Origin of the sequence: Mesobacillus thioparans (genome assembly GCF_965138835.1) — a bacterium.
Taxonomy (GTDB): domain Bacteria; phylum Bacillota; class Bacilli; order Bacillales; family Cytobacillaceae; genus Mesobacillus; species Mesobacillus thioparans.
Window position 1 is genome coordinate 257,586 of record NZ_CBCSFH010000004.1, and the last position, 14,071, is coordinate 271,656.

Annotated in this window: 16 protein-coding genes and 1 riboswitch; of the genes, 6 read left to right on the forward strand and 10 right to left on the reverse strand. The window is 42.9% G+C overall.

Going from position 1 to position 14,071, the window contains the following annotated elements; translation table 11 throughout:
* Positions 1-308 precede the first annotated feature (308 nt).
* Positions 309-809: a ferritin gene (locus tag ACNAZ4_RS09945; protein WP_415814163.1), complete on the forward strand. Its 501-nt coding sequence runs from the start codon at positions 309-311 to the stop codon at positions 807-809.
* Between the two features lie 524 nt (positions 810-1,333).
* Here the strand turns inward: ACNAZ4_RS09945 and ACNAZ4_RS09950 are convergent.
* Positions 1,334-1,552, reverse strand: a complete 219-nt coding sequence (locus ACNAZ4_RS09950) for a hypothetical protein (protein ID WP_415814164.1) — start codon at positions 1,550-1,552, stop codon at positions 1,334-1,336.
* A 136-nt stretch (positions 1,553-1,688) separates the two neighbouring features.
* Between ACNAZ4_RS09950 and ACNAZ4_RS09955 the strand changes: the two genes are divergently transcribed.
* A complete protein-coding gene (locus ACNAZ4_RS09955; RefSeq protein ID WP_415814165.1) occupies positions 1,689-2,234 on the forward strand; it encodes a GNAT family N-acetyltransferase in 546 nt (181 codons plus the stop codon).
* Between the two features lie 30 nt (positions 2,235-2,264).
* Here the strand turns inward: ACNAZ4_RS09955 and ACNAZ4_RS09960 are convergent, their stop codons facing one another.
* Positions 2,265-2,501 (reverse strand): YuzF family protein, encoded by a 237-nt coding sequence (locus ACNAZ4_RS09960; protein ID WP_415814166.1) that lies wholly within the window; start codon positions 2,499-2,501, stop codon positions 2,265-2,267.
* 165 nt (positions 2,502-2,666) lie between these two features.
* Here ACNAZ4_RS09960 and ACNAZ4_RS09965 point away from each other — a divergent pair, with 165 nt between their 5' ends.
* Positions 2,667-3,122, forward strand: coding sequence for a GNAT family N-acetyltransferase (locus ACNAZ4_RS09965; RefSeq protein ID WP_415814201.1), 456 nt, complete (start codon positions 2,667-2,669; stop codon positions 3,120-3,122).
* A 241-nt stretch (positions 3,123-3,363) separates the two neighbouring features.
* Positions 3,364-5,247, forward strand: coding sequence for a M48 family metallopeptidase (locus tag ACNAZ4_RS09970; protein WP_415814168.1), 1,884 nt, complete (start codon positions 3,364-3,366; stop codon positions 5,245-5,247).
* A 51-nt stretch (positions 5,248-5,298) separates the two neighbouring features.
* Here ACNAZ4_RS09970 and ACNAZ4_RS09975 read toward each other — a convergent pair whose 3' ends face one another.
* The 5 genes from ACNAZ4_RS09975 to ACNAZ4_RS09995 form a co-directional block, all read right to left on the reverse strand.
* Positions 5,299-5,478: a hypothetical protein gene (locus ACNAZ4_RS09975; protein ID WP_415814169.1), complete on the reverse strand. Its 180-nt coding sequence runs from the start codon at positions 5,476-5,478 to the stop codon at positions 5,299-5,301.
* A 136-nt stretch (positions 5,479-5,614) separates the two neighbouring features.
* On the reverse strand, positions 5,615-5,842 hold the full coding sequence (locus ACNAZ4_RS09980; protein ID WP_415814170.1) for a hypothetical protein: 228 nt from the start codon (positions 5,840-5,842) through the stop codon (positions 5,615-5,617).
* Entirely contained in the window at positions 5,839-6,204 is a 366-nt protein-coding gene (locus tag ACNAZ4_RS09985; RefSeq protein WP_415814171.1) for an MEDS domain-containing protein, read from the reverse strand. Before ACNAZ4_RS09985 ends, ACNAZ4_RS09980 begins: the two co-directional genes overlap by 4 nt.
* 159 nt (positions 6,205-6,363) lie before the next feature.
* The gene (locus ACNAZ4_RS09990; RefSeq protein WP_415814172.1) at positions 6,364-8,427 is read right to left on the reverse strand and encodes a DUF4179 domain-containing protein; all 2,064 of its coding nucleotides are present in this window, start codon (positions 8,425-8,427) and stop codon (positions 6,364-6,366) included.
* A 282-nt stretch (positions 8,428-8,709) separates the two neighbouring features.
* A complete protein-coding gene (locus ACNAZ4_RS09995; RefSeq protein WP_415814173.1) occupies positions 8,710-8,976 on the reverse strand; it encodes a hypothetical protein in 267 nt (88 codons plus the stop codon).
* A 416-nt stretch (positions 8,977-9,392) separates the two neighbouring features.
* Between ACNAZ4_RS09995 and ACNAZ4_RS10000 the strand changes: the two genes are divergently transcribed.
* A complete protein-coding gene (locus tag ACNAZ4_RS10000) occupies positions 9,393-9,839 on the forward strand; it encodes a GNAT family N-acetyltransferase (RefSeq protein WP_415814174.1) in 447 nt (148 codons plus the stop codon).
* Positions 9,840-9,913: 74 nt separating this feature from the next.
* Here the strand turns inward: ACNAZ4_RS10000 and ACNAZ4_RS10005 are convergent, their stop codons facing one another.
* Complete coding sequence (locus ACNAZ4_RS10005) at positions 9,914-11,263, reverse strand: TrkH family potassium uptake protein (protein WP_415814175.1); 1,350 nt, start codon at positions 11,261-11,263, stop codon at positions 9,914-9,916.
* 93 nt (positions 11,264-11,356) lie between these two features.
* Positions 11,357-11,507: riboswitch (cyclic di-AMP (ydaO/yuaA leader) on the reverse strand.
* A gap of 186 nt (positions 11,508-11,693) precedes the next feature.
* On the opposite strand from ACNAZ4_RS10005, the gene ACNAZ4_RS10010 reads away from it, so the two are divergent.
* Positions 11,694-11,849 carry a hypothetical protein gene (locus tag ACNAZ4_RS10010; RefSeq protein WP_415814177.1) on the forward strand — a complete coding sequence of 52 codons (156 nt, stop codon included), beginning with the start codon at positions 11,694-11,696 and terminating at the stop codon, positions 11,847-11,849.
* A gap of 131 nt (positions 11,850-11,980) precedes the next feature.
* On the opposite strand, the gene ACNAZ4_RS10015 is transcribed toward ACNAZ4_RS10010, so the two are convergent.
* Both ACNAZ4_RS10015 and ACNAZ4_RS10020 read right to left on the reverse strand, forming a co-directional pair.
* Positions 11,981-13,252, reverse strand: coding sequence for a DUF4179 domain-containing protein (locus ACNAZ4_RS10015; protein WP_415814179.1), 1,272 nt, complete (start codon positions 13,250-13,252; stop codon positions 11,981-11,983).
* Complete coding sequence (locus ACNAZ4_RS10020) at positions 13,239-13,775, reverse strand: RNA polymerase sigma factor (protein ID WP_415814180.1); 537 nt, start codon at positions 13,773-13,775, stop codon at positions 13,239-13,241. The genes ACNAZ4_RS10015 and ACNAZ4_RS10020 overlap by 14 nt, the downstream gene beginning before the upstream one ends.
* Between the last annotated feature and the right edge of the window lie 296 nt (positions 13,776-14,071).

Sequence of the window (14,071 nt, forward strand, 5' to 3'; positions counted from 1 at the left end):
ATACATTTGACGACACTGTCGTTGACATATGTATCCCATAAATTCGAAATCTCCGCGCAGGTTAAATGAACCTTTTGATCTGATACTTCCATACGATCTCCTCCAGAAAAACAGCAAGATTTTCTATAGTTTTTCCTGATCAATGCCAAAAATGTATTTTAATTTCCTAGAAGTGCATCCCTTATTCACGGCACATCAAAACCGTTCCTTTGCCCTCGGTTTCAATAAAACTGGGTATACAAGTTTCACAAATGCCTATTTCCTATAAACTAAACTGTAGATTTTATTGAAATCGGGGAGTGAAAAAAATGAATGAGGATCTTCAAAGCTTGTTTAATGATTTAATTCAACTTGAGCATGTTTCTTCAACACTGTATCTCGCGATGTCTGCTGCGATGGCCAGACAGAACTATACCGGTATCGTCCATTGGCTAAGGCTGCAATCAGAAGAAGAGAGAACACATATGCTGACCTTGGTTGATTTCGTCGTGAACCGGGATGGAACTGTCCAGATCAACAGCATTCCTGCCCAGCCGACTGACTTTGGCACTCCGCTTGAGACCTTTCAAAAAGTGTTAGCACATGAACAGTATGTCACCAATACTTACCGACAGGCCTATAACTATGTGAATCCAATCGACCCGCAGGCTGCTTTGATTGTCCAGGACCTTCTACGCGAACAAATAGATGAAGAAGCTCAAGCCAAAACAATCATTGATCGCCTAAAACTTGCTGGAAATAACCCTTCCGCCATTTTGTTGATCGACCAAGAATTAGGCACAAGAGCCGCTGCCCCGGCAGCAGGCTGACTTCTGGCAAATGCCTGATGCTTCTTTTTAAAAAGGGAAGGACATGGGATCCGTCCCCTTTGGGCTAGACATTTAAAAGAGACAAGCTTGATCGCTCATCTCAAAATATCCCCCTATCGCTCTTAATCAAACGTTTGATTAAAAGCCTGCCAACCTTAGAGGGACGTGGGTTCTGTATATAATTAGCGGATGATATTTGCAATCATCCGAATGTTATCTGTAGTTTTTAAAAAAAGCGGACATATTCCGCTTAAATTGTGAACTCCCCTTGTTCTTTAAAAAATTAGGGGAGTTTTTCCGTTTATTTAATCCAAATCATCGGATTTTATCTATTTTAGAGCAGTTAACCGGAAAATCTCCGCTTATTTCTGCTTCAAAGGGGGCCTTCCGACACGATAACCGGAATTTGTCCGCTTATCTATTCTCACCCTACACGAACAGAGCCAGAAACCTGAAAAAGAAAGCCCTTCTTCCCTGAAAGACAAAGAGTCCCACCGCAAAATAAAAAGCATCCCGAAGGATACTCAAACATAGATTTTAAGTGGTTCCACGCTGATTTTCAAAACGACGGTCGATGGGTCATGGACCATGTTTATTTTCTCTACCATATATTCTTTTTTGTTGATCGTTACCGTATTGCTCGCCCGAAGTGCTGCAATATAGTGCTCCCAGTGCTTTATATTGGCACTTAAAAGACACTTTTCTTTCAGATAATAATCCACCCTGTTCGGTATGCGATTCAACTCTACACCCCCTTTTGGTAGAGTTTATGAACGAATGTACCCAATCATGACAAGCTGTTGTCCTTTGTTTTCGTTATCGAGAATGGCTGGATTGCGATATAATCAGATTAAGAATCCTGGTTAGAAAGGAAGGTGGATGATGGCAATCCGTTACAAGTTGATCCCTAATGAGCAGATGGATACCGTGAAGCATCTATGCAATGAGTTGATGTCCTACCAAAAATCACTAGCCACTATACGTCCAGAGCTTTTTAATGGCATGAGCTTTGAAACCAGAATGGTTCCTTCGGTGAAAAACGCGAAGGCAAATCAGATCATTGCTGCGATGGATGGTGATGAGATGGTCGGATACGTGTATAGCAATGTTTCCCCGAAAGAAGTATATTCAAATGATTTCGCTACTTTTTTCGATATGGACTCGGTAAAAGGAACTGAAGTTGGCTGCCTTTCGCAATTTTATATCAAAGAAGGCTATCGCAGCATGGGAATCGGTTCTGTCCTGTTTGAAAAATCAAAGAGCTGGCTGGATACATTTGACGGTATTGACGACCAGTTCATCTATGTATCCAACGGGAATGATGACGCTCTAAATTTTTACATAAGTAAAGGCTTTAAAACAAGCCATCAAATCCTTGATGGCTTCATTACCGTTCTCAGGAATACAAAAAGGGCGTCCCTATAAAGGGGGCTCCCCTCTCATTTTTCCATTTGATCAAGACTCTGGCATGATCCAGACGATTTCGCGGATCCGGACAAAAAAGGTTGAATCATACTCCTGTACCACCACATGATCTGGCTTGGCATCCTTCACCATGCCGCTGACCGAACCACGTGTTGTATCAAGCACCACTCTTTTACCAATAAGACTTTGAAGAGCTGAATGGACATACGGCTCAACGACGACTACGTTCATCGGTCCACTCTGTGAATACATTCCATTAGGCATCATCTAGTATCTTCCCCCTTCAGGCCAACCACAATTTTCCCTGATTATCCTATGACCATCTGGCTCGTATCGTTCCTTCCCTCGACATTATGAAAAACTAGTTGTCTATCTATTCATTTTCAGGTTATGATAACTCTAATTTTTCCAAATAAAGCTGGGGGTTGCATGATGAAGATTAAAGTAGATGATTTAACCAGTCCTGAAGTTATTCGATTAATCGGGGAGCATTTGCACGGCATGACGCTCCACTCCCCGCCGGAGAGCATCCATGCCCTCGGGCTGGAGGCATTAAAAAAGCCTGAGATCACCTTCTGGACGGCCTGGGACGGGGACCAGCTGATGGGCTGCGGTGCTTTGAAGGAGCTTGACCGCCAGCATGGTGAAGTGAAATCGATGAGAACGGCAGCTGCCCATCTTCGTAAAGGTGTCGCACAGGCGATGGTCGAGCACATCATCTCAGAAGCCAAAAGCCGCGGCTATCAGAAACTGAGCCTGGAAACAGGTTCAATGGAAGCCTTCCTACCCGCAAGAAAGCTTTATGAGAAATACGGCTTCGATTATTGCCCGCCTTTTGCAGATTATAACGAGGATCCGAATAGCTTATTTATGATGAAGGAATTGTAAAATGGGCCTCCCGCAAGAGACCATGGGATGGTTTTGCGGCTTCGTAAAGAGGCAGCAAAACTCCCCCCTTGTAATGGTCTTACTCTTCCTACCTTTGAATCTGGCACAAGTTCCATACACACATTTAATATCGGATTTCCTCTCTTTCTAATAATTTGTATATTTCCAATAAAAAACATCTTTTAGCAAGAACTTCCTCCCTGATATAATACTATCGATAACTTAATAAAGGGGAATGAGAATGACAATTCAAGAGTTTGAAACACTGGTGAACAAGCTTGAAAAACAGGCTTCTGCCAACCCTAAGATTTACAGATTCAAGGTCATCATGCTCACTGGACTTGGTTTTGGTTACGTTGCGTTATTTTTATCGTTATTTTTATTTTTGATGGCCATTTCAATTACCATGATTGTGGATGGGAATTTTACCTTTGGGAATGTGAAAGTTTTGCTCTTGACGGGAACTTTGTCGTTCTTCATTATCAAAGCCCTGATCGTGAAAATGGAAATGCCTGAAGGGTATTATCTGCAAAGAGAGGAAGCTCCACAATTATTCGAGATGATTGATTCTTTGCGCCTTAAAATGAACACTTCGCCTATTGATGAGATTGTACTCGACAGTGAATTCAATGCATCCGTCGCCCAAATCTCCAGCTATGGATTCATCGGGAAAAAGCGGAACGTGCTGGTCATCGGCATCCCGCTGCTGTCGACTCTTTCCAGGGAGCAATTTACGGCTGTTCTTGCCCATGAACTTGCGCATATTTCGAATTCTGACACGGCCATGGGTGCGAGAATCTACCGCTTGAGGATGAGCTGGGGACGTTTAATGCACTCCCTTGAAGAAAACGAACAATTCGGCACCTTCATTTTCAGGAAGTTTTTCCAGTGGTATTACCCGAGGTTTGATGCCTATACATTCGCGATGGCCAGACAGGAAGAATACGATGCAGACCGCTCGGCAGCATCGGTCACATCCCAGCAGGCAATGGGAAAAGCACTGGCTGTAATCTCTGTGGCCGCTCCCTATTACTACCGTGATTTCTACAGCGAATTGTTTGAAGAATGCGCGAAGACGAACAGTGTCCCTCAGCCGTATTCAAACTTTGCCGAGAAGTACCGGTCACTCAGCGAGCAAAAAGCAAGCCAATATTACAGCGAACAGCTGGAAGCGGAAAGTTATGTGACCGATACCCATCCTTGTTTAAAAGACAGACTTTCCGCACTTGGTGCAGAAGCACGGTTACCGGAAAGTCAACAAGATTCTGCGCTTGATGCATTCTTCGCATACCCTGGCCGGGTCCTGAATGATTTTAATAAAATGTGGGTTGACCACAACCAGGATGACTGGAAAGAAGAAATTGAAAACTTCAATGATTCAAAGCAGCGATTTGAGGAATTATCCAGCAAACAAGTTGCCACCCTTGAAGAACTGCTCGAAAAAGCCTTTTTGACAGTAGAGTTCAATAGTCTGGAAGCTGCGATTCCACTGTATGAGGAAATCGCGGAGAAACACTCGGAAGACCCGCGAACCGCTGGAGCGTTGATGACTTTGGGAGAGCATTATCTGGAGTCCAGCGACACAGCGGAAAAAGGAATCCAATTGATCAACCTGGCTATGTCATACGACTGGGAATTGCGTTTGCCAGGGCTTGACGTATTATGCGGATACTATTATGAAACAGAACAAACCGAGTTATTTGAAAAAACAAGAGAGCGTCTGGAAGAGTGGGATCAACTCGTAGAAGCTTCCAATGAAGAATGCGATTTTATCCAGCCAAAAGACCGCTTCATCACTCACGACAAAGAAAGCCAGGTAATACTCGCAGGAATGAATCAGCTTGCACAATTCAAAGAAATCACAAATGCATATCTCGTACGAAAGCAACTCAACTCAATCCCTGAGCGCAAGCAATACGTGCTCGGACTCGACCTGTCACTCCCGAAAAGCACGGATCTCGATGAAGCCGAAGAAGCTTTATATGAAAAATATATTCATGGTCTAGGAGAATTCGAGGATACCTGTGTCATCATCCTCAATGACAAGAAGGACTTGCGAAAAAGCATGCTGAATGTGGAGAATTCCCTCATTTATACTGTGGAAGATAACGAACAAGCCTCTTAATTATGGAAACAGCGAAGTCACTGGGACTTCGCTGTTTTTATGTCATTTTTTTCATCCATTCAAATAAAGATAAACAATCAGAAAGATGATTAATCCAATCATGAAGACTGAACCAAGACTTGCGCTGAACACGACATAAACCTTCGTGTGGAGGATGACATGAACAATTAAAACGATAAGCAAACCTAAAAGCAAAAGGATGGTCAATTGTAAATTCTTATTCCTATTCAAACGATCAGCACCTTATAGTCCGTTTTATCGAAAGGCAATAGTTGTCCATATTCTTTATATATTTGACCGTGATAAACTTTATACCTTCCCAGACAAAAAACAAAAGGACGGTGATCCCGTCCCATTGAATTACCTCTTATTCACTTTCTTCGGCTGCCAGAACCGTCTCCAATTCACTATATTGTTCGGATGGAACCAGCTCATCTTCCACCAGGACATAAGGATGTGTTTCCATCAGGATGCTTCTGAGGTGATCTGGCATTTTCACCCCTTCATACGCGCAAATCAACGGGAAAAACAGTTGATTTACAGCTCCATCTACTATTCTCTCAAAGTCTTCAATGATACTCAGAGGCTCTTTCATTGAAGCCCACTCGACATGTGCCCATGAACGGAAAGAAATTTCATTTTCCACATATGGCTGAACTGTTTTCTCAAAGTACTCCGTATCGCAGGAGGATGATAACTTCCACTTGAATAATAAAAATCGAAGTTGTTGACCCAGTGAACCATTTTCATTTGGGCTTCTGTTAATCGTTTGTTCAGTTCTCCATGCAGGATCTTGTAAATACGATCATTTTCAATCAGGATCACATAATCCCCTGACAGAACGCCTTCTTCTATATATCTTACGGCCTGTTCTATGTAATTCCTCATATCATCATATGAGTATAGTATGTGAACATTCTTTTGCTCCTCTAACAACTGAGCCATTTTATATGCCAAGCGATCACTCCTTTTTTGTATAGCATCCATTTTACGCTTTTTCTGAAGAGAATACTATTTGTTTTGGTAAATTTGTTCCTAATGATAAAGGGACGGTGCTTCCGTCCCATAGAGATACATATACCCGGGACACCAGAACCGTTACCAATTCTTCTTCCCTTATTCTTTTTCCTCAGACACCTTAACCGGCGCCAGGTCCCAGACTTCCTCGACATACTTCAAGGCATTATAGCCTGAAATCTTGAGTTTCATATCCTTCTTTTCGAGCCCTTCGATCCCCAGCTTATGTTCTGTGACAAAATAACGAGGTTTCTCTAATCTTTCATAATCGACAGGTCCTGAATGCGGGTCGTATTCGACGCCATTTTTATCTATTAGCACTCCCTTAGTGTCTACATATGAGATGCTTGGATAGGCTGCAGATCCGTCCTGGAAATCGAACTGAAGCGATTCGTATTCGCGATTTTCCAAATCCTTATCACTGATCACTACATTGGTCATTGGTCCGTCTTCGACCTTATCGATGGTGATGCTGCTGCCAGCATATTCAATCGTGTGTGGGAACTTTTGGTTTCCGCCCAGGTCGATGGTTTCAGGCTTGACGACTGATAGATACACCGATTCTAACTGTGCTTTAACCTCTTTTGGTTTTTCACCAAATAGCGGATCAAAGTACGTTTGATACGCCATCCATTCATTTTCGTGCTGAGCATCCATAAACTGGCTGCCATACAAGTCCGCTTTCATTTCTTTCTTGTTTACTTCCAGCGTACGGAAATTCACCCCATCGATCCGTTTCTCCATTTTTTCAGTATTGATTGCATACTGTAAAATCGTTGTCGTTGGAGCGATCACCAATTTATCCATCCGAACCGGGACACCCTCGATTTCTTTTTGCTGATGGATCGTGTATTCCTGGGATGGCTGTTTTTTTGCCGGAAATTCGAATGACCAATTACCTGTTTTATACTCACCAGGCATAAAAGCAAATCTGTAGCCAGGGTCGTTCGTCAATTCCTGAATCCTGGTGATCCTCAGCTTGATCAGCCCATCATCCTCTTCAAGCGGCCTGAGGGAAACTTTTCCGTAAAACACATTCTTCGCATTTTTGTTCATTTCTGCTTCAGCATCAGGAAAAGAATACAGTGGATAGCTTTGCGTTTTCATAATGTCAGATTCGTTCTCAACGGAAACTCCATCATCAAAACCCATGAAATATTGCTTGTCTTCCTCTAAAGAGTGAATTTCATAAAAAACCAACGTCTGGAAGTCATCAGCAACCACACCCTTGATTTTCAACAACACGCCTTCACTTTCCGCCTCAAGGCTCAGCCTTTCACCAAGCCCTTCCTGCAGAAAGGAACGTAATTGTTCATCATCTTCCGTCCATGCATAATAGGCCTTCGGCAGCGCACCAGTCATGAAACCTAGTGCCAATAAGAAGACAAAAGCACCTGAAAAAATAAGGGCCCATTTCGTACGTTTTTTGGTCTTCTTTTTCCGGTGTTCCTTCTTTTCTGCCAGCCTTTTCTTGACGTTTTCCATGAGTTGCGAAGGTACAATCAGATCAACCTCTTCAACCTGATTCAACCTGGCCATCGCCACTTCCTGAAAGCTCCCCAAATCTGCCTGACATTCCGGGCAATTATAAAGGTGCATTTCGAATTCAATCTTCACCGGACGATCCATCGATTTTTCCAGATAATCGATGTAATGCCTATGGTACTCTACACAGCCATGTAAATCGGTCCCATACAGCTTGTTCCGGACAGACTTAATCCCCGAGAACAGAAGGCCCTTTATTTTATCGGCCGAAATGCCAAGGATTCGTGCTGCCTCCTCAAGGGTAAAACCTACTGCATAGGTGAGGACAAGCGCTTCCTTTTCATCACTGTTCAGGGAATCGATTGCTTCGAAAAGATCCTGACGCGTATCCTCATGAACTTGCAAGCCACCATCCAGCGAAAGCTCACGCGCAGTCTCAATAAAAATGGTTGTCACCCATATTCTGAAGGAAACACCCCCTTTGTACCTTGGCCACTCCTTATGTACCTTCACAATGCACCGGTAAAAAAGCTCCTCCATCTGCTGCTGATTTTGAACGTAGAACCAGCCCAGCGTATAAAAATAATCCTTATACCTATCAAACCAATCAACGACAGATTCAATCCCCTTCTCCTGGATCGACGCTGTCGAGATCGGCTCTACTTTTTCCAGTATCATCTATCTTCCCCCTTGGGAACGGTAAGGCTGTCCCTAACTTACTTTTTGAAAAGTCAGTCATTTTTAAGCATCAAGAGCAGCATGCCACGACTTTCTTAAAATCCTTCTCCCTGACCCAAATTTCGTCATCTTGAATACCCTTATCTGAGAACTGTATATCACTTCAACAATACCACAAAATGGCAGACAGAGACATAGGAACCATGCTGTGCCATTTCAAAAAGATAAGTAGCAGTTACCTAAGACTACCTAATTAAAAGTAAGTTGGTATGCTCTTTATATTCACTGAATTCCATGCTCAGGATAAATCAATTCATGGTCTACGAAAATCCGGCACTCTACGGTGATTGCACCACCGAGGCTGACCTTAATTTTCTGTTTTTCACCTTCATGACTTTTGATCACCCCATACAAAGTGGCTCGATCAAAAGCAAACCCCAGATTCTGATCCTGCAATTTACCATCGACATAAAGCCTCTCGCCATTAAACCATGTATTCTCCACTTGTATATGATGACCCTTGTATGTAACTTCAAATATCTTTTTCATTATCCAACCTCCGATCCCTTATTTTATATACGGGTATATAGACTGGAAGTTTCAAGGAAATTTAGGTGCATATTGGTATTATTAAACTGAAAAAAATCGATGAAAATTTCCAAATCGCCAAAAAAATCGGTTTTCGCCAATAAACACTTCATTATCGCCAATAAAATAGGATTTTCGCCAAAAAACAGGTGAAAATCGCCAATAAGATCATATTTCCGCCAATAAACATCGCAAGCAGACAATTGAAGCAACGCTAACATTTAAAAATAAAGTATCGGCCACCCATGTTCTTGGTAACACTGCAGACATAAGCAGGGTATCACCATTCGTGAGACCTGATTATCAGAAAAGGACTTCGTGAACAAATGTCGTATATTAATAAGGCTAGTATTTATAGTCATTAAGAGGGTGAAGGTATGGGGTTGAGCTTTAAAATCGCGTCCGAAACGGAGATCCACGAAATCTATGAATATGCTGGGGTAAACCGTAAAGAAGCAACGAATCATGATTCAGAAGATAATCGGCAGAAAATGATTGAAGCATACGAGCATTCTGTGAAATTTAATGCCTATTTTGTTTGCTTGATGGATGACGCCACCCTTGTTGGATGGGTTCAAATCGATAAAGCTTTTGATTACTTAACGGGTGATGAAATCGGCTGGATCAATGATCTATATGTCAAAGCGCCCTACAGAGGCAAAGGCTACTCCAAATTATTGATGGAGGAAGCTTTAAAAGAATTTCGCAAAAACGGATATAGTGATGTAAGACTGAACGTTTATTCCCACAATGAAAAAGCCATGAAATTATATGAGAAAATGGGATTTAAGGATGTCAGCAAATTCATGAAGATTTCTTTATAACATCAAAAACGCTGTTGATTCTGATCTCAACAGCGTTTTTCTATGTGGCCGTCTTGTCTGCCCTCTTCAAATTGCTATCCAACAATCAATCTTTCTTTTGGATAATGGCACTTCGGCTCCGCTTTCCCACGGTTGAACAAGAAAACGAAGGAAAGGATCCCGATTCTTCCGATGAACATCATGGCTATGATGACGACCTTTCCGACGTAACTTAAATCAGGCGTAATCCCCATTGACAAGCCAGTTGTCCCAAAAGCGGAACTGACCTCGAACATGATCTCCATCATCGAGAACTTTTCTGTTGCATTCAGAATGACCACCGCTGCAAAACAGAGGATGATCGCCAAAAAGCTGACGACCACTGATTTCCGAACGTCTTCTTCATGCAGTTCACGGCCAAATACTTTAATAGAGTTATGCCCTTTTGCAAAGTTGATAATGACCAATAAAATCACAGCGAAAGTGGTCGTCCGTATTCCCCCGCCTACCGAACTTGGCGAAGCTCCAATGAACATCAAAAAGCACAGAAGCAGCAATGTCGGGTCAGAAAAATCACTGACATTCATCGTAGCAAGGCCGCCATTCCTTGTGGATGACGATTGAAACCAGGCAAAGAAGAAGGATTCATGCCAATTGTAATCTTTGAAAAAGTGGTTATACTCAAACAGCAAGATGGCGAATGCACCGAAGAACATCAGCGCAAAAAAGGTCATGGAAGTCACCTTGGTATACAAAGAAAAATGTGCTCGATTGTGTTTTTTGCGATTCAGGAAAAAATCCTTCAACTCCACCAAAACAGGGAATCCGATCGCTCCCAGGGTCAGCAGGATGATATTCACAGTTTGCACGAAGTAATCATGCGCAAATGGAATCATAGAGCTTCCCGTAATATCAAAGCCTGCATTCGTCGTTGCACTTACAGCCGCAAACATTCCCTGAAGGTATGCTTCCTCCCATGTCGAAAAAAACCTTAGAAAATAAGTCCCTAAAATCAACGCTCCCAGTGCCTCGATCATCAGGATGATGGTTAATATCTGCCTCATCAGTTTAACCAGACCCGACATATGGGACTGGTTCTGGTCCGTCATGATCAACTGCCGGTCTTTAAGGCCAATTTTTTTACGCATCACAAGCCAAAAAAATGTACCGAGCGTCATGATCCCGATCCCCCCGAACTGGAGGATGAACATCAGGATGAAAACACCTGTTGTACTGAAGGTATCCGGTGTCGACACGACCGTCAGTCCAGTTACACTTACCGCACTCACTGCAGTAAACAAGACATCTATGAATGTCCAGCTCACCCCCGGCTTCAACGCGATCGGCAAGCTAAGTAACGCAGCTGAGATCAAAACAGCGAAAACATAAAATAAAACAATGATCTGAGCCGGTTTTAAACGATTCTTTTTCAATATATTGACCAAAAATACCCCTTCTTTACATTTCAACTTATGATGGAAGTCCCCATCCCTAAAAATCAAAAAAAGACCATCCCAAATAAAGAATGGCCAATAAGACCCTTCCCTCAACCGTGCTTACGGAGTTAGCTGTCGGATTAGGGATTGAGAGCATCCCCTTTTAGCATCACATGCGCTAAAATTCACCCCAAGATAAAATCGCTTTATCAAAAATGGTTCCCCCGCTCATAGGATTCAGCAAAAAGGTTTTCGTTATTAAAATGAATACATATAAATTACTCCTATATTATATTGGTGTCAATGCCAATTTTACATTTCAGACCAAATAAGCATCTAGGGACGGCTCTTCCAAGGACCCCATCTCCCAAGCACATATAAATACTGCTTTAGTAAATACTAATACTGATAAAACGATAACTGAGGAGGAATCTATAATATGGAACAGAATCAACAAAAGCCGAAAAGTAGCACTGCGACAACTCCCCAATTTGCCGGCACAGATGCCCAGCAGGTAAAACAGCAAATCCAAAAAGATGTAGAGGCTGGCCAGGGGGCAATGACCTCCCGAGAAGCAGGAGCCATGCGGGATTAAAAACCACTTTCATGAACTGCACCGAAATTGTCAGACACAAAACTAACAATGGAGGTGCAGTTCATCACGGTGGTTTTTTCTATGCAATCATTTCGATCTTACGTTCATGCGTTGGCTTCTGAGCCACTTCATTATCGGGCAGGAATATCAACCTTTTTATTGTATTGTTTCACATAGTGGATGCCTTCAATCAGAAGGTATTCCGGCTCGGACTTCGTATCGAATACCATCGTGCGCTTATTAAGGATCCTCCCATCCTCTTGTTTTTCCTCAGTCTGATTGATCGTCGTTTTCAGCTCAGTCTGCTTGTTGCCGCTTTCGATCTTTACTCCATCCAACAATAGATTGCTGTCAGTGGCGAATGTGACTTCTACTCCTCTTTCAGTCACCGATATGTCTTGAATCCACAGCTCATTTCCGCCCAGGCTGAATCGGCCTTCTGCAAGAGGAATCTGTTCATCCAGCTTCTTATAGCCAATGAAATCTTTCACGACCAGTTCAAGCGACTCTAACTTTTCCGGCAGGGCATCGAAACGCAACTCAAACTTGCTGCCACTCATAGAGGTCTCTACCCCGCTGCCGAGTTGATCCATGAATCTTCCATTCGCCATTAACTCAACACCCGTAAAGCCATAGTGGATTCGATCGAATGCCGGGACATCCATCGTCCCCTTGATGACCGTTGTAGTGGGAGTGGCCGTGATCGTCTTGAACGTCAGTGTTCCATTATCGACTGCCACCGTTTTTTTAATAGACTGCTTGATCTGTGTTTGCATCGCTTTGTTCGGTTCATAAGGGAAAGTGATTTGCACTTCCTTATTTTCTGGACCCTGGTCGAAATGCAGGGTCAATTTTCGCGCAAACGGATTAACAGGCTCAAAATGCCCGGTCCCCTTCAGCTCAGTTCCCTCATCATTCAGCTTTGCCACACCGCTCTCCACGTGGGCGTTTGTCAGGAAACCGGTGATTTTCCCTGGAGAGAAAAGGTCACTAAGTGTGTCTTCAAGCCCCTGTGGATTAGACAATGTGTAATACATGACCAATTGATTCTCATCCGTCATGATTCCATCAATCACCAGCTCTGTCCCATCAAATAAAGTCGTCCGCTGGTCAACAACCTGCCCCATCCCTTTTTCATTCAAATCCTTCATAGTTCCACTGATGACATCGTCAAAACCGAACAGCTTTTTTCCATAGTAAGCAAAGGCGTTGTAATTATAGCCCGCGAGCATGAAGAAAATGACCGCAACAGCAGCCAGTTTGAAGTAAGGATAGGTGCGCCTTGGCTTCCGATTTATTTTTTCATCCAGCGCGCCCCTTAATCTCGCTTCAAAACCGGCCGGAGCTTTCACAGCATCGACCCGCTTCTTTTCCTCACTCAATACTTCCTCAATTTCTTTCATCGCCTTCACCTCCAAAGTGTTCCTTCAATTTCTTCAACCCTTGAAAAACCCGCGATTTCACAGTTCCCAACGGCACATTGGTCATCTCCGCAATCGTCCGATTATCAAAATCGAGAAAATATTTTAATTGAATCGCTTCTTTTTGCTCGTCATTTAAAATAGAGAGCATTTCGCTGATTTCCATTTGCTGATTCGGATTATTAAGAGACTGAATCCGATCATTTTCATGAGAAGAATGCCACTCATCGACCAACACCAGCTTCTTCTGCTTGCGAAGTGTCGCCTTGCAGACATTCACAAGAATCGTCTTGCTCCAGCTATAAAACGATTCCTCCTTCTTTAGCTGACCAATGTTTTCATACAGCCGGACAATCATCTCCTCAAGCGCATCCATCGCATCATGCTGATTTCCCATATACGTGTAGGCCAGCCGATACATCTCATCCCTCTCCGCCATGATCAGCTCCAACAACGCCTCTTTACTACCCCTCTTCGCCTTTCTCACCAACCGAACAACATCCATCCCATCACCCCGCTCCTATGTAAGAGTCATAACCTATGTAAAAAGTTCATTATTTTTATAAATTTATATATTAAAAGGAACACGGATATCAGCGGCAGCAGTTTCCCCTTTTACTTAAAGCTTGTCTGCATTTTATTTGACAGCTTTTCCTCTTAACACCCCAAACCTGTCTGAATCACGGGCTTATTCTGACAGCTTTTCCTCACAGAACACCAAACCTGTCTAAATCNNGNGNTTATTNTGACAGCTTTTCTGCTTTGAACCTCAAACCTGTCTGAATCACGGGCTTATTNTGA